At 62.1% G+C, this 21,628-nt stretch carries 15 protein-coding genes; 14 read left to right on the forward strand and 1 reads right to left on the reverse strand.

Annotated elements, in window-relative coordinates:
• The first annotated feature begins 65 nt into the window (after window positions 1-65).
• From ACBG85_RS09030 to ACBG85_RS09090, 13 genes are all read left to right on the forward strand, one after another.
• The gene (locus ACBG85_RS09030) at window positions 66-1,379 is read left to right on the forward strand and encodes a helix-turn-helix domain-containing protein (protein ID WP_047268928.1); all 1,314 of its coding nucleotides are present in this window, start codon (window positions 66-68) and stop codon (window positions 1,377-1,379) included.
• Between the two features lie 143 nt (window positions 1,380-1,522).
• Window positions 1,523-3,046 (forward strand): aldehyde dehydrogenase, encoded by a 1,524-nt coding sequence (gene adh, locus ACBG85_RS09035; protein ID WP_007730158.1) that lies wholly within the window; start codon window positions 1,523-1,525, stop codon window positions 3,044-3,046.
• A 91-nt stretch (window positions 3,047-3,137) separates the two neighbouring features.
• The gene (locus tag ACBG85_RS09040; RefSeq protein ID WP_003942021.1) at window positions 3,138-3,698 is read left to right on the forward strand and encodes a DUF779 domain-containing protein; all 561 of its coding nucleotides are present in this window, start codon (window positions 3,138-3,140) and stop codon (window positions 3,696-3,698) included.
• A gap of 165 nt (window positions 3,699-3,863) precedes the next feature.
• Window positions 3,864-5,336, forward strand: a complete 1,473-nt coding sequence (gene eat, locus ACBG85_RS09045) for an ethanolamine permease (RefSeq protein WP_003941913.1) — start codon at window positions 3,864-3,866, stop codon at window positions 5,334-5,336.
• On the forward strand, window positions 5,333-6,757 hold the full coding sequence (locus ACBG85_RS09050; RefSeq protein ID WP_007730162.1) for an ethanolamine ammonia-lyase subunit EutB: 1,425 nt from the start codon (window positions 5,333-5,335) through the stop codon (window positions 6,755-6,757). Before eat ends, ACBG85_RS09050 begins: the two co-directional genes overlap by 4 nt.
• Entirely contained in the window at window positions 6,754-7,527 is a 774-nt protein-coding gene (eutC, locus tag ACBG85_RS09055) for an ethanolamine ammonia-lyase subunit EutC (protein ID WP_058227511.1), read from the forward strand. Before ACBG85_RS09050 ends, eutC begins: the two co-directional genes overlap by 4 nt.
• A gap of 80 nt (window positions 7,528-7,607) precedes the next feature.
• Entirely contained in the window at window positions 7,608-8,906 is a 1,299-nt protein-coding gene (locus tag ACBG85_RS09060) for an HAD family hydrolase (protein ID WP_372027114.1), read from the forward strand.
• Window positions 8,907-9,048: 142 nt separating this feature from the next.
• Window positions 9,049-9,588: a hypothetical protein gene (locus ACBG85_RS09065; RefSeq protein WP_007730168.1), complete on the forward strand. Its 540-nt coding sequence runs from the start codon at window positions 9,049-9,051 to the stop codon at window positions 9,586-9,588.
• 331 nt (window positions 9,589-9,919) lie between these two features.
• A complete protein-coding gene (locus tag ACBG85_RS09070) occupies window positions 9,920-11,197 on the forward strand; it encodes an MFS transporter (protein ID WP_085998903.1) in 1,278 nt (425 codons plus the stop codon).
• A 207-nt stretch (window positions 11,198-11,404) separates the two neighbouring features.
• On the forward strand, window positions 11,405-13,042 hold the full coding sequence (locus ACBG85_RS09075; RefSeq protein ID WP_039973143.1) for an AMP-binding protein: 1,638 nt from the start codon (window positions 11,405-11,407) through the stop codon (window positions 13,040-13,042).
• A 4-nt stretch (window positions 13,043-13,046) separates the two neighbouring features.
• Window positions 13,047-14,714 (forward strand): sigma-54-dependent Fis family transcriptional regulator, encoded by a 1,668-nt coding sequence (locus tag ACBG85_RS09080; protein ID WP_058038111.1) that lies wholly within the window; start codon window positions 13,047-13,049, stop codon window positions 14,712-14,714.
• A 108-nt stretch (window positions 14,715-14,822) separates the two neighbouring features.
• The gene (locus ACBG85_RS09085) at window positions 14,823-16,322 is read left to right on the forward strand and encodes an aldehyde dehydrogenase family protein (protein ID WP_019744236.1); all 1,500 of its coding nucleotides are present in this window, start codon (window positions 14,823-14,825) and stop codon (window positions 16,320-16,322) included.
• 47 nt (window positions 16,323-16,369) lie between these two features.
• Window positions 16,370-17,482 carry an NDMA-dependent alcohol dehydrogenase gene (locus ACBG85_RS09090; protein ID WP_003942086.1) on the forward strand — a complete coding sequence of 371 codons (1,113 nt, stop codon included), beginning with the start codon at window positions 16,370-16,372 and terminating at the stop codon, window positions 17,480-17,482.
• A gap of 55 nt (window positions 17,483-17,537) precedes the next feature.
• Here the strand turns inward: ACBG85_RS09090 and ACBG85_RS09095 are convergent, their stop codons facing one another.
• The gene (locus ACBG85_RS09095; protein ID WP_372027116.1) at window positions 17,538-18,986 is read right to left on the reverse strand and encodes a hypothetical protein; all 1,449 of its coding nucleotides are present in this window, start codon (window positions 18,984-18,986) and stop codon (window positions 17,538-17,540) included.
• A 223-nt stretch (window positions 18,987-19,209) separates the two neighbouring features.
• Here ACBG85_RS09095 and ACBG85_RS09100 point away from each other — a divergent pair, with 223 nt between their 5' ends.
• The gene (locus ACBG85_RS09100; protein WP_372027118.1) at window positions 19,210-21,456 is read left to right on the forward strand and encodes an MMPL family transporter; all 2,247 of its coding nucleotides are present in this window, start codon (window positions 19,210-19,212) and stop codon (window positions 21,454-21,456) included.
• Window positions 21,457-21,628: the final 172 nt, after the last annotated feature.

Consider the following 21,628-nt stretch of genomic DNA (forward strand, 5'->3'; position numbering starts at 1 on the left):
GGTCGTTCTCGCCTATGGGCTGTGATCGGCGTTACAGTGGTCCACGGAGCGGAGGAACGCAAAATATGGCACGTGAACAGGCTGTGCCCGGCAACCCTTGGGTGGCGGTCAGGCCAGGCGATGACGTCGCGTTACTCGCGCGGCGACTTTCGTCTGCCCATCAGTCGTTCATCGATGCCCGCGGCGTGCCCGGCCAGGGGCTGACCGACGACTCGCATGTCCGTTCGGTCGTACTCGAGTCCTGGATGCGGAGCCGCAACAAGGGGGTAAATCCCGATGTGGTCGGCAACCCTGAGATGCTCGAAGGGTTGGAGCTCGAAAAGTATCGCTCCGCGCATCCCATGTCACTGATCCGTCCGGTGATTCGGAAACTCCTGGTGGAAGATGCTGCCGAAACCGGACTACTGATCGCGATCAGTGACGCACACGGTCGACTGCTCTGGGTGGAGGGTGACAACTCGGCCAAGGACAAGGCGTTGTCCATGAACTTCGTCGAAGGCGCCGACTGGAGCGAAGATCGTGTCGGCACCAATGCGCCGGGAACGGCGCTTGCTCTCGATCACTCCGTACAGATTTTCGGATCCGAGCATTTCAACCGAACCGTGCACGACTGGAGTTGTTCGGCCGCACCCGTCCACGATCCCACCACTGGGCAAATCCTTGGTGCCATCGACATCACCGGTGGTCCCAGGGTTGCGGTTCCCGAAGTGCTGTCACTGATCCGTGCAACTGTCGCGGCCGCCGAATCGGAATTGCGATTCCATCTCTTGAACTCGCCCATCCCACTCAGTGCCACGGCTCCGCGCCTCGAAACATTCGGTGCCGGCCGGCCGACCCTGGTTCGCGGCGGTGACCGCATCCCGATTTCGCAGCGTCACGCCGAGATTCTCCTTCTGCTTTCCGAACACCCGGAGGGTCTCAGCTCCGACCACCTTGCGGTCCTGCTCGACGAGGGCGAACTCGACGCAGTGACCATTCGCGCGGAAATGTCGCGGCTTCGTAAGGTTTTCGGCGCCGACCGGCTGGCTTCGCGCCCCTATCGGATCATCACGGAGTTCACGACAGATGTCGGCGAGGTGCGGGCAGCGTTGGATCGAGGCGACGCAGCGACGGCGATGAAACTGTATTCGGGCCCGGTGCTGGCGGGCTCGGCGTCACCCGGCATCGAAGAGGTGCGGGAAGAACTACGCACCAGGGTCCAGGCAGCTCTGCTGCGTGGAGGTGACGCCAACCTTCTGGCCCGGTGGACCACGTCGGTACACGGCCGCGAAGACTCCGTCGTGTGGGAGGCCTACCTGTCCACGTTGGATCCTCAATCTCCGCTGTATTCGCAGGTCCAGGCAAGAATTGATCTCCTCGACCGCCAATTGGGCATCTGAGAATCATCCGCGTTTCTCGCACGCAACGTACTTGCAACGTTGCAACTCCTAGTGTTGTGAATCACACCCCACCGGGGGGTGGGATTGCAGTCACCGATTTGGTGGGTGCGCCCAGGAAGAACACGTTTACATAGGAGCTTGCAATGACCGTGTACGCCCGCCCAGGTACCGCCGACGCGATCATGTCCTTCCAGTCTCGATACGACAACTGGATCGGCAACGAATGGGTTGCTCCGGTCAAGGGTCAGTACTTCGAGAACCCGACACCGGTGACCGGACAGAATTTCTGTGATGTGGCTCGTTCCACCGCAGAAGACATCGAACTCGCTCTCGACGCAGCGCACGCAGCAGCTCCGGCCTGGGGCAAGACCTCGGTCGCCGAGCGCGCGATCATCTTGAACAAGATCGCTGATCGTATGGAGGAGAACCTCGAATCCATCGCACTCGCCGAGTCGTGGGACAACGGCAAGCCGATCCGCGAGACCCTCAACGCCGACATTCCGCTCGCCATCGATCACTTCCGATACTTCGCGGGAGCTATTCGCGCACAGGAAGGTTCGCTCTCGGAGATCAACTCCGACACCGTGGCGTACCACTTTCACGAGCCGCTCGGCGTAGTCGGCCAGATCATTCCGTGGAACTTCCCGATCCTCATGGCCGTGTGGAAGCTTGCCCCCGCCCTCGCTGCCGGTAATGCCATCGTGCTCAAGCCTGCCGAGCAGACGCCAGTCTCGATCCTGCACCTCATCGGCATCATCGGTGACCTGCTGCCTGCCGGTGTTCTCAACATCGTCAACGGCTTCGGCGTCGAGGCCGGAAAGCCGCTCGCGTCCAGCCCGCGTATCAAGAAGATCGCGTTCACCGGTGAGACCACCACCGGTCGCCTGATCATGCAGTACGCGTCGCAGAACCTTATCCCCGTCACCCTCGAACTCGGTGGCAAGAGCCCCAACATCTTCTTCTCCGACGTCCTTGCCTCCAACGACGACTACCAGGACAAGGCACTCGAGGGCTTCACGATGTTCGCCCTCAATCAGGGCGAGGTCTGCACCTGCCCGTCACGTTCGCTGATCCAGGAAGACATCTTCGACGAGTTCCTGGCGATGGCAGCCATCCGCACCAAGGCTGTGCGCCAAGGGGATCCGCTCGACACCGACACCATGATCGGTGCTCAGGCCAGCAACGATCAGCTCGAGAAGATCCTCTCGTACATCGAGATCGGCAAGGCCGAAGGCGCCAAGGTCATCACCGGTGGTGAGCGAGCCGAACTCGGCGGAGACCTGTCCGGCGGTTACTACGTCCAGCCGACGGTGTTCACCGGCAACAACAAGATGCGCATCTTCCAGGAAGAGATCTTCGGACCCGTCGTCTCGGTCACCTCGTTCAAGGACTACGACGAGGCCATCGAAATCGCCAACGACACGCTCTACGGTTTGGGCGCCGGTGTCTGGTCCCGCGACGGCGGAGTTGCTTACCGCGCAGGCCGCGACATCCAAGCCGGTCGCGTCTGGACCAACACGTACCACCAGTACCCGGCACACGCCGCTTTCGGTGGATACAAGCAGTCCGGCATCGGCCGCGAGAACCACCTGATGATGCTCTCGCACTACCAGCAGACCAAGAACCTCCTGGTCAGCTACGCCCAGAAGGCTCAGGGCTTCTTCTGATCTACCCACCGGCACCCGTGAGCCCCTCGCTGCGGGTGCCGGTGAGCAAGACTGCAACACGCGAAACCTGCACAAACACACGGAGGTTGGAATGAGCGCCACGGACACACCCGATACCGGCGCCGTTCCACCCCGGTTGGTGACCACCGCTGGGGCGGCTGACCTCCTGCGCCGCCTCAGCGGGACTCACGGCGAACTGATGATGCATCAATCCGGCGGATGCTGCGACGGCTCGGCCCCGATGTGTTATCCCTCAGGCGAATTCATCGTCGGGGACCGTGACGTACTACTCGGAATCGTCGATCTCCGACTTGCTGTCGGAGAGACTCCCGAAGATCTTCCCACCGGAACCGACGCTGTACAGGTCTGGATTTCCGGATCACAGTTCGAAGCCTGGAAGCACACCCAGTTGGTACTGGACGTCGTGCCCGGCCGCGGCAGTGGATTCAGCCTGGAGTCTCCTGAAGGATTCAGATTCCTCAGTCGAGCAAGGGCATTCACACCGGACGAAAACGAAGCACTCGGCGCGTCGAGCATTCTCGTGGGCGCTGATTGGGAAGCGGGCGTGCGTCCTTTGCCCCCGACGGTTCCCCAGGTGGTCGCCGAGGCCGTCGACGCCTGCCCGGTGCCGGGCGCGGCCGCCCGATCCTGAGAACGGCAGCCTGAAGAAGATCTGAACAGACTCGGGGCCGCTCACATGACAGCCAGTTAACAGCACGGTCATCTCCAGGCGACCTTCTCCGTACATCGCCCACATACCGTTCATTTCACGCGACGCATCCACCGTGCGTCGTCTCATTCTTGACCGATTCAGAGGATGGACATGTCTCTTTCCGACCACGCAACCGGCAAAAACGCCGGTGCCGCGGGTGCACACCACGACGGCGCAGACTTCCATGCGGAAGACAATTCGTATCTGGAGAAACGAACACTCCGAAAGGGAACAGCAGGGTGGGTGCTGCTTGCGGGGTTGGGTGTCAGCTATGTGATTTCCGGTGACTACGCCGGCTGGAACAACGGTCTGGCCGAAGGTGGTTTCGGTGGCCTTCTCATCGCGGCCGTCGTCATCGCGGGTATGTACCTGGCGATGGTGCTCGGTATGGCCGAGATGTCGTCGGCACTTCCTGCCGCTGGTGGTGGATACACGTTTGCCAGACGGGCCATGGGGCCCTGGGGCGGATTTGCCACCGGCACAGCAATTCTCATCGAGTACTCGATAGCACCCGCAGCGATCGCGACCTTCATCGGTGCGTACGTCGAGTCCCTGAACCTGTTCGGGATCACCGACGGCTGGTGGGTGTACCTCGCGGTGTACGCGATCTTCATCGGCATTCACCTCACCGGCGCCGGTGAGGCACTCAAGGCGATGTTCATCATCACCGCCATTGCACTCGTCGGCCTGGTCGTGTTCGCGGTTTCGGCTGTCGGCCTTTTCGATTCGTCCAACCTCACCGATATCGCCGTCGACACCAGCGCAGTCGGATCGTCGTCGTTCCTGCCATTCGGTCTGCTCGGAATCTGGGCCGCCGTGCCCTTCGCGATCTGGTTCTTCCTTGCGGTCGAAGGTGTACCGCTGGCCGCCGAGGAAGCACGTGAGCCGGAGAAGAACGTCCCCCGCGGCATCATCATCAGCATGTTGATCCTGATCGTCACAGGCGCAACGGTTCTCTTCCTCGCCACCGGTGCGCTCGGCGCAGACGCCCTGTCCACCTCCGGAAATCCGCTCGTCGAGGCTCTGGGGGACAGCGGAGCGGCAAAGGCCGTCAACTACATCGGACTTGCCGGTCTGGTCGCGAGCTTCTTCTCGATCATGTACGCCTACTCACGCCAGACGTTTGCGCTCTCCCGCGCCGGCTACCTGCCGAAGAACCTGTCGGTGACCAACAAGCGCAAGGCCCCCACTCTCGCGCTCGTCGTACCCGGAATCATCGGCTTCGCGCTCTCACTCACCGGTGAAGGTGCAATGTTGCTCAACATGGCGGTGTTCGGCGCGGCAGTAAGCTACGTCCTGATGATGGTGAGTCACATCGTTCTTCGTAAGCGTGAGCCGAACATGCCGCGCCCGTACCGCACGCCCGGCGGTATCGCCACCACCTCGTTTGCGCTCGTGATCGCGGCAGTGTCGGTGGTGGCCACCTTCCTGGTCGATCCCGTTGCGGCATTGCTGACGTTGGTTGCCTTCGGAGTTCTCATGGCGTACTTCGGTCTCTACAGTCGCCACCACCTTGTTGCCAACTCGCCGGACGAGGAGTTTGCTGTACTTGCACAGGCGGAAGAAGAATTGGGATGAGTCGCGGGATGGCCAAGTATCACCAGCAGGTATCCGGAACCAACTACTCGTTCGACGGTCTCGTCGATCTGATGGCAAAAGCGACACCACTGCGGTCGGGTGATGAACTAGCCGGTTGTGCGGCAAGCTCCGACGCCGAACGTGCTGCTGCTCAATGGGTTCTGGCTGATCTTCCGTTGACGGTGTTCCTCGAAGATCTGGTGGTTCCGTACGAGGACGACGAGGTAACCAGGCTCATCATCGACAGCCACGATCGCCTGGCCTTTGCGCCGGTGGCGCACCTGACTGTTGGCGGACTACGAGACTGGTTGCTCGAGACCGCGTCGGCGCCGGAAGCTTCAGCACGCTTGTCCGCCGTAAGTCCCGGGCTCACCCCCGAGATGGTTGCGGCGGTCAGCAAGATCATGCGCAATCAGGACCTGATCGCCGTCGCGAAGGCCATCACCGTGACCGCGGGGTTCCGTACGACCATCGGACTGCCCGGCCGGCTGAGCACCCGACTCCAGCCAAACCACCCGACAGACGATCCACGCGGCATCGCGGCGGCCACATTGGACGGTCTCCTGATGGGATGTGGCGACGCCGTCATCGGTATCAACCCCGCGACGGATTCACCCCAGGCCACCTCGGATCTGCTCCACCTGCTCGACGACATCCGTCAGCGATTCGAGATCCCGACTCAGTCGTGCGTGCTCTCGCACGTGACCACCACGATCGGGCTGATCGAATCGGGGGTGCCGGTCGATCTTGTCTTCCAGTCGATTGCCGGTACCGAAGGCGCCAATTCCGGTTTCGGAGTGAACATTCCGCTCCTGCGTGAGGGCAACGAGGCCGGGCGCTCCTTGAACCGCGGAACGGTCGGCAACAACGTCATGTACCTGGAGACGGGGCAGGGGTCCGCCCTCAGCTCAGGTGCCCACTACGGCACCGGCGGAGCCCCGGTCGATCAGCAGACACTCGAGACCAGGGCATACGCAGTGGCACGTGATCTCGAACCGCTGCTGGTCAACACCGTGGTCGGCTTCATCGGTCCCGAGTATCTCTACGACGGCAAGCAGATCATTCGCGCGGGCTTGGAGGATCATTTCTGCGGAAAACTCCTCGGGCTGCCGATGGGAGTGGACGTTTGCTACACCAACCACGCCGAAGCCGATCAAGACGACATGGACAACCTGCTCACCTTGCTGGGCGTCGCCGGCGCGGCGTTCGTGATCGCGGTGCCCGGCGCCGACGACGTGATGCTCGGCTATCAAAGTCTGGCGTTCCACGACGCGCTGTATGTGCGTAAGGTTCTCGGTTTGCAGCCCGCCCCGGAGTTCGAGACCTGGCTCCACAATTTGGGGATGACCGACGCAAACGGTCGGGTTCTTCCGATCGATGCCGAAATGTCGCCGTTGCGGGCTTTGACGGTGAACTCATGACCGAAGATCAGGCACCGATCCTCGATTTCTGGGGTCCACTGCGCAAGACCACACAATCGCGTATCGGGCTGGGGCGTGCCGGAGATTCGTTGCCCACCAAGCGGGTTCTCGAATTCAAGGCAGCTCACGCCGCAGCCCGCGACGCGGTCCACGAGCCACTCGACTCCGAGACGCTTGCCAGTCGGGTCGAAGGGGTGGGCATCGGGGCGCCGGTGGTGGTGGCGAGCAGCGTCTCCACCCGCAGTGAGTATCTCCGGAGACCCGACCTGGGGCGCCAGCCGGCTGACCTGAGCGCGATCAAGAGCTCCGACAAGGAAATCGGGTTCATCCTCGCCGACGGACTCTCCCCGCGAGCACTGATGGACCACGGCGAGCAACTATTGTCCGCGTTGGTCACGGTGTTGGGGGAGCGGTACTCGATTGCGCCGCCGGTGATCGCCACGAATGCCCGTGTGGCACTGGGTGATCACATCGCCGCCGCGATGGGAGTGCAGACGGCGATCGTCCTGATCGGCGAACGTCCAGGGCTCTCCGTTGCGGACAGCGTCGGGATCTATCTGACTCATCTTCCGCGCGTCGGTCGTACCGACGCGGATCGAAACTGCATTTCCAATGTCCACCCACCCGAGGGGCTCGGATACGAGCAGGCTGCTCGTGTCGTCCTGGGATTGGTGACGGGAGCGCGCCAGTTGGGCCGCTCCGGCGTCGACCTCAAGGACACCTCTCGCGCCGACGCCGTTGCGTCGGGAGAAGTGCTGACGCTCGATTAATTGACAACTGCACGGCATACCCGGGTCGATCGACCCGGGTATGCCGTCGTACCCGAATCACGACGAAAACGAGGGAATCGATGTTCCGTTCGCTGCATTCCCGCGCCCTGTGCGCGTTGGCGGTAGGTAGTGTCCTGTTGAGTGCAACTGCATGTAGTTCGGCCGAGAGCGCCCCGAAAGAAGATGTGGCGCAGAGTGGTTCATCCTGCGCGGCGTTGGATCCCAGTCTTGCGTGGTACGGCGACAACCGTGTGACGTTGGATGCCATGATGACGGAGTTCGGAACGTGTGGAGCTGCAGGTGATGTCGATGACGGAGCTCCGTTGGCGCTCTTCGACTGGGACAACACAGTTGTCAAGAACGACATCGGAAGCGCCACCGCATTCTGGATGATCAAGAACAACAAGGTGTTACAGCCTGCCGGAGGGGACTGGGCAACCACCAGCCGCTTCATGACGCCAGCCGGCGTTGCCGCACTTTCCGCCGCGTGTGGCTCCGAGACCGCGCCGGGGCAACCGTTGGCAACCAGCACCGACTTGGACTGCGCGGACGAGATCGTTGCGGTACTCGAAGAGAAGACTCGCGACGGGCAGGCCGCATTCGACGGTTACGATCACCGCCGGACAAAAGCCGCATACGCGTGGGCCGTGCAGTTGATGGCAGGGCACACCGAGGACGAGGTCACCGAGTACGCCCGCGCAGCGCGTGCCGAGAATCTCGCTGCTGCAGAAGGATCCGATCAGACCGTCGGTACGACGGAAGTCGACGGCTCGGTGCGGTACTACGCGCAAATCGAAGATTTGGTGAAATCCCTCGGCGCTCATGGATTCGACGTGCGGATCATCTCCGCGTCGGCCGAACCGGTCGTTCGAGTCTGGGCGGAACAGCTGGGATTGGACGCCGATCACGTGATGGGAGTTCGGCCCATCGTCGAGGGCGGGGTTCTCACCGGGCGCCTGCGTGGGTGTGGTGGCGTTGCGGACGGCGACGACTCGGTCATTCCGTACATCGACGGCAAACGGTGCCAGGTCAACGAGGTTGTCTACGGGGTTCAAGGGCCTACGGCGTTCGAGCAGTTGGCCGCCGATCGACGTCAGGTATTTGCTGCCGGTGATTCTGTCACCGACGTGACGTTCCTCGGAGATGCGACCGGCGCGCGCCTGGTGATCAACCGCAACAATCCCGAACTGATGTGCAATGCCTACGACAACAGTGACGGGAAATGGCTGGTCAACCCCATGTTCATCGAACCGAAAGCACAGGCGGATGCTCCCTATCGCTGCTCGACCGATGCTTACACCGACGCGGCCGGGGAGAAAGGTGCCGTGACTCGCGCAGACGGCAGCGTGATCCCCGATCAGGCCGATACCGTCGCGTGACGGTCGACTTGTCGCGGTGACTTCACAACGATCGATCGGGGTGTGATCTGATTCTGTCGAGCCCTTTGTCGGGCTGCGGAAACCCACGGGTGTCCGCTGTGATGCTGGAGCCGCAGAGGCGGCACGTGAGTAGGAGAAATCGATGGCCTTCGCTGGCAATGTGGACGAGTTGGCACTGCTCCAGGCAGTACGTCTCAAGGAGCGGGTCGGAGCGGTCGTCCTGGCCGAGCACCTGGGCGTCAGCTCGGCTTCCGGTCAAGCTGCGTACGACGCACTTGTCGCGCAGGGCAAAGCGGTCGAAGCGGAAAACGCCATCAGCCTGACCGAGAAAGGTTTGGCAGAACTCGAAGATCAGTTGGACGCCGAGCGCGTCTCGATCGACGAGGACTCCATCGGTGAGGTGTACGAGGCGTTCCTTCCCTTGGACGAGGAGTTCGCCGCGCTCATCGACGACGCAGATGCGGATTCCCTTGCAGAGTTGGATCGCCGGGCTGCAAACCTGTTCGACGATCTGTCGGCATTCGTTCCGCGGTTGTCTCGTTACCAGGATCTCTTCTCGGATGCTCTCGCGAAAGTGCAAGCGGGGGAGTCCAAGTGGATTTCCGAACCGATCATCGACTCCTACGCCACGGTGTGGGGCGAGATCCGTCAGGAACTGTTCGGGGCTGCCGGTAAGGCTTGATCCGTAGCGTTGCACCGTGACGCCGTTTCTCGAGGGCCGTCCGATTCGTGAGAACGAATCGGACGGCCTGCGGCATGTCGAGGGTCGTGAAACTCGTTACCATTGCATACAAGTGGTGACCGAGATCACTCCTACCCCCTTTCGGGGGTAGTGCGGGGGTGAGCCACATCACTACCTTTCCTCCTATCGACGGTGATGCCCACAGGGCGACACCACGGGACCACGGAGGAATCGAGTGACCACAGTCTCTCCCACAGGCGGCACCAGTGCCGCCGGCGCCGGGGGTGCGAGTGCCGCAGGTGCGACGCAGCCCCCGCAGAACACCACCAGTGTGCGGCGCGTTGCAATCGCGAGTTGTATCGGCACGACTATCGAGTTCTACGACTTCTTTATCTACGGAACCGCTGCGGCACTTGTCTTTCCGACGGTGTTCTTCCCCGCGCTCGGTGCCACTGCGGGAACTGTCGCATCGTTTGCGACTTTCGCAGTCGCATTCATCGCCCGGCCCGTCGGCGCAATGTTGTTCGGACACTTCGGTGATCGCATCGGTCGCAAGAAGACGCTGATCTCGACGCTCCTGCTCATGGGTATCTCGACGCTCCTGATCGGCTTGCTGCCGGGTGCTGCAACCATCGGTGTCGCGGCCCCGATCATCTTGGTGCTCTTGCGATTCGGCCAAGGTTTCGCGGTCGGTGGTGAGTGGGCAGGCGCAACCTTGCTCACCGCGGAATACGCTCCACCGGGCAAACGTGGTCTGTATGCGATGTTCCCGCAGCTCGGCCCTGCAATCGCCTTCGTTCTCTCGAGTAGTACCTTCCTCATCACCGGCGCAGTTCTCGGCGACACCAACCAGGCTTTCCTCGATTACGGCTGGCGTATCCCGTTCCTGTTCTCCATCGTGTTGGTCGGCATCGGCCTCTACATGCGACTCGCTATCGAGGAGACTCCCGTCTTCAAGGCGGAGCAGGCAGAGCGCGTCGCGGAGCAGAAGAACGAAGCACCGCGCACCCTTCCGTTCCTGGATGCTTGGCGGTTCCAGACCAAGGAGATCCTGCTCTCGGCAGGCGCCCTGGCTTGCCTGTTCGCGTTTTTCTACATGGGCACGGCTTTCCTGACGAGCTACGGAACAAAGACCCTCGGCTTCTCCCGTCCGTTCGTCCTGTCGGTCGGTATCGCTTCCGCGGTTGTCTTCGGTGCGGCGATCGTCGTTTCCGCTCTGTACTCGGACCGCATCGGGCGCCGCAAGGTCATCATGATCTCGTGTGGTCTGGCCGTCGTCTGGGCGCTGGTGCTGTTCCCGCTCCTCGACACGGGATCGCCGATCGCGTTCATCATCGGGATGTTCGGCACGCTCATGATCTTCGGAATCGCCTACGGCCCCTGCGGTGCGCTGCTTCCGGAAATGTTCCAGACCCGCTACCGCTACACCGGTGCCGGCCTCGGCTACAACCTCGCCGGAGTGCTCGGTGGGGCAGTGCCGCCGCTGATCGCCGCACCGCTGGCCTCGGCCTACGGGAGTATGGCCATCGGAGTCATGCTGGCGATCCTGGGTGTGTTGAGCCTGATCTGCACCTGGGCACTCGTCGAGACCAAGGACCACGCGCTGTAACCACTGTGCGCCTTTATTAACCGCCGGCGGTTAATAAAGGCGCACAGCAGGCGGGTGGGGTGTCCGGACTCTGAACAGTTACGGCCACCCCGCACCGGGAAGTATGTCGTGCATCACACCGAATCGAGTAAATTCGTAGATGAGAGGGTCCGCTGCGGCGGCCCCTCTCATAGGTGCCTGAACAGGTAACCGGAGAGGACAGAACACATGAGTACGCCGCTGCCCAGCTATACGTCCGGAGTATGGGACGGTCCGATGCTGGGCGACACCATCGGAGACAACCTCGATCGCACGGTTGCCGCACACGGCGACCGCGATGCGTTGATCGACCACGCCAGCGGTCGACGATGGACGTACCGGGAGTTCGCCGAGCAGGTGAACGGGCTCGCTGCCGGACTACTTTCCCGTGGTGTGGGGAAGGGCGATCGGGTAGGAATCTGGGCTCCCAACTGTCCGGAATGGACGTTCACGCAATACGCGACGGCAAAGGTCGGCGCGATCCTGGTCAACATCAATCCGGCGTACCGCTCGCACGAGTTGCAGTACGTACTCGAGCAGGCCGGGATCTCGACGCTGGTGTCTGCGGCCAGCTTCAAGACCTCGGACTACGCGTCGATGATCGAGACGGTGCGGCCGCAGTGCCCGGATCTGACGTCGGTGCTCCTGCTCGGTTCACCCGAGTGGGACGCGGTGCTTGCAGACGGCTTGGCGGCGCAGGCAAGCGATCCGGCTCCGCTCGCCGCAGCCCAGGCCGCGTTGTCGGCCGACGACGCGATCAACATCCAATACACCTCGGGTACTACCGGTTTCCCGAAGGGCGCGACGCTCAGTCACCACAACATCCTCAACAACGGCTATTTCGTCGGCGAGTTGTGCCACTACAGCGAGGTCGATCGGGTGTGCATCCCGGTGCCGTTCTACCACTGTTTCGGCATGGTGATGGGCAACCTTGCGTGCACCAGTCACGGTGCTGCCATGGTCATTCCGGGTCCGGCTTTCGATCCGCGTGCTTCGCTCGAAGCCGTTCAGGCTGAAAAGTGCACGTCCCTCTACGGCGTTCCGACGATGTTCATCGCGGAGTTGGCGTTGCCTGACTTCGACAGCTTCGATCTGTCGTCCCTTCGCACCGGCATCATGGCGGGCTCGCCCTGCCCGGTCGAGGTGATGAAGCAGGTCATCGATCGCATGGGCATGTCGGAGGTGTCCATCTGCTACGGCATGACGGAGACCTCGCCGGTGTCGTTGCAGACCCGCTCGGACGATTCGATCGAGCAGCGCACCGAAACGGTCGGCCGGGTAGGGCCGCATCTCGAGATCAAGATCGTCGATCCGGCAACCGGATTGACGGTGCCCCGCGGCGAGCCGGGTGAACTGTGCACGCGTGGTTACTCGGTCATGCTCGGATACTGGGAGAACCCGGAGAAGACCGCCGAGGCGATCGACGCTGCCCGGTGGATGCACACCGGAGACATCGGAGTCATGGACGAGGCCGGATACGTCGCCATCACGGGACGCATCAAGGACATGGTCATCCGCGGTGGCGAGAACGTCTATCCGCGTGAGATCGAGGAGTTTCTCTACACCCACCCCGACATTCTCGATGCGCAGGTCATCGGCGTACCCGACGCAAAGTACGGCGAGGAATTGATGGTGTGGGTCCAGATGCGCGAAGGTGCAGACGATCTCGACGCCGATTCGGTCCGCGCGTTCTGCACCGGCAAGCTCGCGCACTACAAGATTCCGCGGTACGTCCATGTCGTCGACGAGTTCCCGATGACAGTCACGGGCAAGGTCCGCAAGATCGCGATGCGAGAACAGGCGATCGAATTGATCGGTCAGGCCTGAGAGTATGTCCGCGAACCCAGGGGAGCGTGAGCCGGTACGCCCCGAGATCGCGCTCTCCTGGAAGCGTTCTCGACTCAGTGGCCTCGACCCGTCGTCGGCCATCGCCGTGGACACCGAGGAGCAGGACGGTGAGTCTCGTCTGCTCCGGGCCGCCGCACCCGTGCTCGACGAAGTTTCGCAACAGATCGCGGGCACCGGTTTCTGCGTGCTGCTTGCTGATCGCGAATGCCGCGTGGTCGCTTCGGTGTACTCCGACAGTCGCGTCGAGCGAACGATCGAGCGGTTGGGTGTCGTCAACGGTTCACGCTTCGGTGAAGAGCACGCCGGCACCAACGCGCTCGGTACGCCCCTCGAGGTCGGACGAAGCGTGGTGATCCACGGTGACGAGCATTTCCTCGACAGCCTCAAGGGTTTGAGCTGCTACGGACAGCCGATCCTGCATCCCGTCACACGTCGTGTCGAAGGCATTCTCGACATGACCGGCGTTGTCTCGCAGGCCAACCCACTGTTCGCGCCCTTCCTTGCGCGTGCTGCAGCGGACATCGAGAAACGGCTGCTCGAAGGCTCGAAAGCATCGGAGCAGCGGCTGGTCGACGCATTCCAGCGAGTTTCACATCAGCGCCACATTGCCGTCGCGGCCATCGGCGACGACATCCTGCTGAGCAACCGAACCGCTTTGGATCTGCTCGACACCGCAGACCATGTATCGCTCCGTTCCTTGATTGCCGACCTGAATCCGGACCAATCACGATTGGTGACAGTCGAATTGGCGTCCGGCGCGCTGGCGCGAGTTCAAGCCGACCGGATTTCCGGGGCTGACGGTGGTGCGCTCTTCCTGGTCGAACCACTCCAACGGGAACGGGCACCGATCCGCAGAACGCACGAGCGGGCACCGTCTCCCGGCGAACGACTGCGGCGCGACCTGATGCGGGCGCGGGCAACCTCTGCCGCCGTGGCGATCTCGGGTGAAGCGGGATCCGGCCGAACCTCGGCAGCATCGGACGTAGTCGGCAGTGTCGATGCGAGTTGGCTCGATGCCACGCGAATCGCGTTCGACGGCCGTGAGCAGTGGGTCACCGATCTCGTGCGAGCATCCCGTAAGCGTTCGGGCGTGGTCGTGATCGAACAGGTACAACTCCTTCCTGACTCGGTGTTGCCGCTGGTCGCAGACCTGATCGACGCCAGCGCCGAGGGGCCGAAAATCGTACTGACCAGCGGAGCGGCAGTTGATCTTCCGCCGACCATCGCCGCGCTGCTCTCACGATGCGCCTCCCGGGTTGTCATCACCCCACTGCGCGAGCGACAGGCTGAGATCGCCGAGTTGGCACAAGTCATGTTGGAGGGGATCTCACCAGAACTGAGATTGACCGCCAGCGCTGCCGAAGCACTCGCGGCGGCCAACTGGCCGGGCAACCTGGCCGAATTGCGCGTCGTGTTGAATCGCGCCTCGGATGAACGCTCGAGCAATCGCATCGACGTCGCTGATCTGCCCGAGGACTATCGCACCACGACCAAGGTGTCGCGGTTGGCAGGGCGGGAGAAAGCCGAGCGCCAGGCGATCATCGGAGCGTTGAAAGACTGCGGCGGCAACAAGGTTCACGCGTCGGCGCAACTCGGAATCAGCCGAAGCACTCTCTACACACGGATGCGGGCGCTCGACATCACTGTGTAGTTTGCTGTCCGACTTCAGTTGTACAAAGTTCGGACAGTTAGCACCCCTGGAAGCGCGGAAGTATGGCGTGCATCACATTCGCACCTCACTACTTCAGGGGAGTTTCCGATGACGGCAGTAGCCGAACACACCATCAGTTCCGCGGTACAGGGTTTCCTGAACGGACCGAAGAAGCTCTACATCGGCGGCGAATTCGTCGACGCCGCTTCGGGTCAGACCTTCGCGACGTACAACCCGGCTGACGGACAGAAGCTCGCAGACGTGGCACACGGTCAGGCCGAAGACATCGACCGCGCGGTACGTGCCGCTCGAACGGCTTTCGAGGACGGCCCCTGGTCACGTATGAAGGCAAACGAGCGCGAGCGGATGATCTGGCGCGTCGGCGACATTCTCAGTGCTCGTGCCGAGGAATTCGGTCAGCTCGAAGCTCTCGACAACGGCAAGTCCGTTGCCATCGCCACCGCCGTCGACGTGGCTTGGGCCGCAGACGTTTTCCGCTACTACGCGGGTTGGGCCACCAAGATCGAAGGCAGCACCGTCAACGTGTCGATGCCCTTCTCTCCGGGCGGCGAGTTCCACGCCTACACCCTGCGTGAGGCGATCGGCGTCTGTGGACTGATCGTGCCGTGGAACTTCCCGCTGCTGATGTCGTCGTGGAAGCTCGCCCCCGCGCTCGCCGCCGGCAACACGGTGATCCTCAAGCCCGCTGAGCAGACCCCGCTCACCGCACTGCTTCTCGCGGAGGTCTTCGAAGAAGCAGGCTTCCCGCCCGGCGTCGTCAACATCGTTCCCGGCTTCGGCGATGCAGGTGCTGCTCTGTCCGGCCACGACGACGTGGACAAGGTTGCGTTCACCGGTTCCACCGAGGTGGGTAAGAAGATCGTCGACGCCGCCAAGGGCAATCTGAAGAAGGTTACGCTCGAGCTCGGTGGCAAGAGCCCCAATATCGTGTTCGCCGACGCCGATTTCGATTCCGCGGTGGAGGGTTCGCTCAATGCGTGGCTGTTCAACCACGGACAGTGCTGCGTTGCGGGTACTCGTCTGTACGTCGAGGACACCATCTTCGAGAAGTTCACCGAGGCCGTCGCGCACGCAGCGAGCCAGGTCAAGATCGGACCCGGCCTCGATCCCACCACCCAGCTCGGACCGCTGGTCTCGCAGGAGCAGTTCGACAAGGTGACCGGCTACCTGCGTGAGGGAATCGCCGACGGCGCACGTGCACTGACGGGCGGCAACCGCTGGGGCGATCAGGGCTACTTCGTCGAGCCGACCGTCTTCGTTGACGTCAAGCCCGAATTCTCCATCGTTCAGGAGGAGATCTTCGGACCCGTCGTGGCGGCGCTGCCGTTCAATGCGGACGACGGACCGATCACTGCCGCAAACGATTCCATCTACGGCTTGGCCGCCGGCATCTGGACCCGGGACATTTCCAAGGCTCACCGCACGGCGAAGCGCTTGAAGGCCGGTTCGGTGTGGATTAACCAGTACAACGGCTTCGACACTGCAATGCCCTTCGGTGGATACAAGCAGTCCGGCTGGGGCCGCGAGCTCGGCGCTTCGGCTATCGATCTCTACACCCAGACCAAGGCCGTCAACATCGCTCTCTGACCGACCCCATCGCTCATTCTCTCGTCCGACAATCAAGGAGATCACCAGTGAAGACCAAAGCTGCTGTACTGCTCGAGCCCGGAAAGCCTTTCGAGATCATGGAACTCGACCTCGACGGCCCGGGTGTGGGTGAGGTACTGATCAAGTACACCGCTGCCGGACTGTGCCATTCGGATCTGCACCTGACCGACGGTGATCTCCCGCCGCGTTACCCGATCGTCGGCGGACACGAAGGCTCGGGCATCATCGAAGAGGTCGGCCCAGGCGTCACGAAGGTCAAGCCGGGCGACCATGTCGTGTGTAGCTTCATCCCCAACTGCGGCACCTGTCGCTACTGCTCGACCGGTCGCCAGAACCTCTGCGACATGGGTGCCACCATCCTCGAAGGCTCGATGCCCGACGGTTCCTTCCGTTTCCACGGCAACGGAATGGATTTCGGCGGAATGTGCATGTTGGGAACGTTCTCCGAGCGCGCCACCATTTCTCAGCACTCGGTAGTCAAGATCGACGACTGGCTTCCCTTGGAGACAGCGGTGGTCGTCGGCTGCGGCGTGCCTTCGGGTTGGGGAACGGCAGTAAATGCCGGTAACCTTCGCGCCGGTGACACCGCTGTGATCTACGGCATCGGTGGTCTCGGCATCAACGCCGTCCAGGGCGCCGTTTCGGCCGGCTGCAAGTACGTCGTTGTGGTCGATCCGGTTGCTCTCAAGCGTGAGACCGCACTGAAGTTCGGTGCAACCCATGCCTTTGCAGACGCCGAGAGCGCTGCTGCCAAGGTCAACGAGCTGACGTGGGGACAGGGTGCCGACGCTGCGCTCATCCTTGTCGGCACCGTCGACGAGGACGTGGTCAGTGCAGCGACGGCAGTGATCGGCAAGGGTGGCACCGTGGTGATCACGGGACTCGCCGACCCCGCCAAGCTGACCGTTCACGTGTCGGGTACCGACCTGACGCTGAATCAGAAGACGATCAAGGGCACGTTGTTCGGGTCCATGAATCCGCAGTACGACATCGTGCGACTGCTGCGTCTCTACGATGCCGGTCAGCTCAAGCTCGACGAACTGATCACCAACACCTACAGCCTCGAAGACGTCAACAAGGGCTACCAGGATCTACGTGACGGCAAGAACATCCGTGGCGTGATCATTCACGACAAGTAACCCCAAGTGCTGTGCGCCTTTATTAACCGCCCGCGGTTAATAAAGGCGCACAGCACTATTTCTTGGCTTTCGACAAAATCTGCATCAACTGAAGTAGCGCCGAGAACTTCGCGAACACCGAGCGCGAGACCACCGGACCGAAAGCCGCGGTGTCGGTTGCGTCGAAGGCGTCGAGCAGATCCCGAAAGCTTTCGATCTGCTTGATCATCGCGTCCAGGTCGACGTGCGTGACGGCGTCGGCTTCGCGCAGAGCGAGCAGGTACTGCGGCGCCGTCACCAAGGCGACCGCCGGGATCTTCCGCTCGAACAGTGGTTCGCCCTCACCGAAATGAATGACCGGTCCTGGCGCCACGATTCGGCGATCGCCCGCTCCAATGTCGCGCCACAGCGGTGCAACGATGTCGTGCACTTCCCGACTCGTCGCGTAGAGCAGTTCCGGTTCCGGAGTGGTCTCCAAGGCATAGCCGCCGGTCGAGTTGTCCTCGGTATCACCCAGTGCGCCGAGGTGCTCGATGGCGATCCCCGCTACGGCGCGCGCCTGACCGGCTTCGCCCTTCCACATCTCGGGGTGCGCTTCGAGCCAGGTGGACGTTGCCTGTCCGTGCTTGGACACCGCTGGAATACGAAGGTGGCCAGTCGTCAGGACAAAAACGTACGACCGTCGATGCGGCTGCGCCACGGCGTGCCGCGCCAACGCCAACATTCCCAGATGGCCGTTCTCCTCGACACCGTTGGTTCCGTCGCTGTGAGTGATGAGCAGAATCGTCTCTTCGGGTGAGGTTCCGGGGGACACCGCCCACACCGTGTCGGTCCGGGTGTCCGGATGCAGAGTCGCATCCAGTACCAGAGTCGCCAGCTGACCGGAGCGAGCTGCAGCGACAACCTTCGCACCCTCGTCGCCGGCCACCCAGACGGCGGGGATGTCGTGATATGGCTGCGTGAACGGAAGATATTGTCCCAGTGCGTTGTCCGGAGCGATGTCACGCCACACCGCGATCACGCCGAGGACACCGGCCTTGCGGGCCTTGTCGAGCTTCGGGCCCAGAAGTGTTGCGGAGAGAACCGGATTTCGAAGTGTCTCGTCGGTGGCGATCGGGCCCCACTCGCTGACCAGTAGCTTGCGGGGGAGATCGATGTGCGGGACCTCGATCACTGCGATCGCGCCCTTGGCCGCCGACCACTTGGGGCGTCGCGCGCTGACGTAGACCAGGGGAGCGGAGATTCCCTGTGGCCCGGTCAATCCGGAGTAGGGGAATGCGGACGAAACTCTGATCGGTCCCGTCGGCAATTCGATGCGAAGTCCGTCAGGTGTCGCCGGCAGATCCCAGCGTTCGAAAGTGTGTGAATCACGCCGGACGTCGAGGCCCAGTTCGGTCAGTTCGTTCGCGACTTCTTCCACCACCTCGTGGTGTGCAGGAGATCCCGTCAATCGTGGGCCCAGCGCGTCGAGTCGCTGTTGGCCGGCAAGGACGAGATCGCGATCGACGGCCTGGCCGTGATTCATGGGATTGCCTTTCGTACTACGTGGCGTCTGCTCTGGTGAGGCGCCTGCCCGTGTCGTGTCCACGGTACCGAGCGGTCTGAAAACGGGACGAAGGCGCGTCGGATATGCCGTTTTCGCAGATATACCGGGTGCCAACAGGCCGATCGGTCCGTACCGTATGTCCCTGGCACCGAAAGACTCCGTGTTCTTCGGACAGACCAGTCCACGGCGAGAGAGGCCTACGTTGGCTACGTATCTTTACAGGTTGGGGAAGTTTGCTTTCCGCCACAAGTATCTTGTGGTGGCCGCGTGGATTATCGTGATCGCGGTGGTGGGTGGCGCAATCAGCGCCACAAATCCGACGTTCTCCAAAGAATTCAACCTTCCGGGCACCGATTCACAGCGTGCGACCGAGTTGATGAACGAGAACTTTGCAGCTGCAGCGGAGCAGCAAACTCAGGCGTCGACCAGTATTCTCATCGCGGCAGACGACGGGCTTGCCGCGCACAGCGATCAGATCGATCAGTTGATCGCGCAGGCGAAGACGTTGCCGGACATCGTCGATCCCGAGATGATCGTCAATCCGGTCACTCTCGCGGAGGCCAATCCAGCGGTGGCGTCGGCCGTTCTCGGCGACAACGGCAAGGTCGGGCTGATCCAGCTCAATCAGTCGATTCGCATCGAGGATCAGACGCAGGCAAACAAGACCGCGTTCCTCGACTTGATGGCAAAGTTCCGCACCGGCGGCTTGCAAGTCGAAGGAACCGGCTCGATGATGCAGGTGCAGGCCGCGGGCGGTCTGTCGGAGATGCTCGGCTTCGCGGTGGCGTTCATCGTGATGATCGTGGCGTTCGGTGCACTCATCGCGGCGTTCATCCCGTTGTTCACTGCAATTCTGGGAATTGCGCTGGCCACTCTGACTGTCACCCTCGGCTCGGGCTTCTTCGACATCAACGAAGGCGTCACGGGAATCGTCACGATGATCGGCATCGCAGTCTCGATCGACTACGCGTTGTTCATCGTGTCGCGCTACCGCAGTGAGCTCAACCTGGGCGGAACCAGGGAAGCCGCCGCCGGACGCGCAGTAGGTACTGCCGGTTCGTCTGTCGTATTCGCAGGCCTGACAGTGGTGGTTGCGCTGGCGGCCCTGGCGGTGGTCGGGGTTCCGATGATCACGCAGATGGGAATCTCGGCAGCGGTTGCCGTCATCATCGCTGTGCTCGGCGCAATCACATTGATCCCAGCGGTTCTGGGTATCTTCGGCCGATTCGCGTTCTCGCCTCGTATCCCCGGGCTGCGCCACGGTGACGAGCCCGAGACGATGGAATCCAACGGACATCGCTGGGCCAAGATAGTCACCAGGTACCCGTGGCCGATCGCGGGTGCTGCGCTGGTGCTTCTGGTGATCGCGGCTATTCCGATGACGAAGCTCGAACTCGGACTCTCGTTCACTCAGGACGAAGAGCGGCCGGCACTTGCCCTGCTGCAACGTGGGTTCGGTGAAGGCGTCAATGGCGAATTGTTCGTCGTGCTCGACGCGCCTGACGGCACCGACATCACCGCGATTGCCGAAGGCACTGTCGCGCACATCAAGGGCCTCGACAACGTCGCAACTCCGGATCAGTTGATGTGGGTCGGAAACGGACCCGACGCGGCAAACCCGATGGCGGGCGCCAACTCTGCGCTGATCGCGGTCACCCCGCAGATGTCACCGAGCGGCCCCGAAACCCACGAGCTGATGAATCAGATCCGGAATTACGGATCGACGGTGAAATCGGAAGGCGCAGAACTCGGTGTAGCGGGGCAAACCGCGATCGTTGCCGACATGTCGTCGAAGCTCAGTTCCGCGCTCATCCCGTATCTCATCGTGGTTGTGGGGCTGGCGTTCATCATCATGATGGTCGTCTTCCGCTCGATCCTGGTGCCGCTGACCGCAACTCTCGGATTCCTGTTTTCCGTCTGTGCGACCTTCGGCGCCACGGTGGCCATCTTCCAGGAGGGCGACTTCGGGCTGATCGAGCACACACAACCCATCATCTCGTTCCTGCCGATCTTCATGATCGGTGTGGTCTTCGGGTTGGCGATGGACTATCAAGTGTTCCTCGTGACGCGAATGCGCGAGGAATACGTGCACGGATTGTCGGCCAAGGACGCCATCATCTCCGGCTACACCCATGGTGCTCGCGTGGTCGCGTCGGCGGCCATCATCATGATCTCCGTGTTCGGCGCATTCATGCTGTCCTCAGAGACGACAAGCAAGATGATGGGCTTCGGCCTCGCGGCTGCAGTCTTCTTCGACGCCTTCATCATCCGCATGATCGTGATACCTGCGGTCATGTCGATTCTCGGTGATTCGGCGTGGAAGTTGCCGGCGTGGCTCGACAAGATCCTGCCGAACGTCGACATCGAGGGTGAAGCGATTCGACGGATTCCGATCGAGCAGGATCCGAATTCCGATCCAGACCCGAATCAGGTGCCTGTGAGGGTGTAAGCACTCAGGTCGTCAGGACGGGGTGCCGGTTGCACAGCAACTGGCACCCCGTCCTTCTGTGTTCATACGGCGCTCGTGCGATAGGAAACCATCCGGTTGGTAACAGAAATCGCTGTGATCGCGACAGGACATCCAGAGGCGACGCGCATCGGGAGCGGGCCGTGACGGTGAC

Source organism: Rhodococcus sp. NyZ502 (assembly GCF_041464245.1).
Classification (GTDB): Bacteria; Actinomycetota; Actinomycetes; order Mycobacteriales; family Mycobacteriaceae; genus Rhodococcus_F; species Rhodococcus_F qingshengii.

Bases quoted from the DNA above. Each gene is read 5' to 3' on its own strand.
- ACBG85_RS09030 (WP_047268928.1), top strand. From the start codon at position 66: ATGGCACGTGAACAGGCTGTGCCCGGCAACCCTTGGGTGGCGGTCAGG.
- adh (WP_007730158.1), top strand. From the start codon at position 1,523: ATGACCGTGTACGCCCGCCCAGGTACCGCCGACGCGATCATGTCCTTC.
- ACBG85_RS09040 (WP_003942021.1), top strand. From the start codon at position 3,138: ATGAGCGCCACGGACACACCCGATACCGGCGCCGTTCCACCCCGGTTG.
- eat (WP_003941913.1), top strand. From the start codon at position 3,864: ATGGACATGTCTCTTTCCGACCACGCAACCGGCAAAAACGCCGGTGCC.
- ACBG85_RS09050 (WP_007730162.1), top strand. From the start codon at position 5,333: ATGAGTCGCGGGATGGCCAAGTATCACCAGCAGGTATCCGGAACCAAC.
- eutC (WP_058227511.1), top strand. From the start codon at position 6,754: ATGACCGAAGATCAGGCACCGATCCTCGATTTCTGGGGTCCACTGCGC.
- ACBG85_RS09060 (WP_372027114.1), top strand. From the start codon at position 7,608: ATGTTCCGTTCGCTGCATTCCCGCGCCCTGTGCGCGTTGGCGGTAGGT.
- ACBG85_RS09065 (WP_007730168.1), top strand. From the start codon at position 9,049: ATGGCCTTCGCTGGCAATGTGGACGAGTTGGCACTGCTCCAGGCAGTA.
- ACBG85_RS09075 (WP_039973143.1), top strand. From the start codon at position 11,405: ATGAGTACGCCGCTGCCCAGCTATACGTCCGGAGTATGGGACGGTCCG.
- ACBG85_RS09080 (WP_058038111.1), top strand. From the start codon at position 13,047: ATGTCCGCGAACCCAGGGGAGCGTGAGCCGGTACGCCCCGAGATCGCG.
- ACBG85_RS09085 (WP_019744236.1), top strand. From the start codon at position 14,823: ATGACGGCAGTAGCCGAACACACCATCAGTTCCGCGGTACAGGGTTTC.
- ACBG85_RS09095 (WP_372027116.1), bottom strand. From the start codon at position 18,986: ATGAATCACGGCCAGGCCGTCGATCGCGATCTCGTCCTTGCCGGCCAA.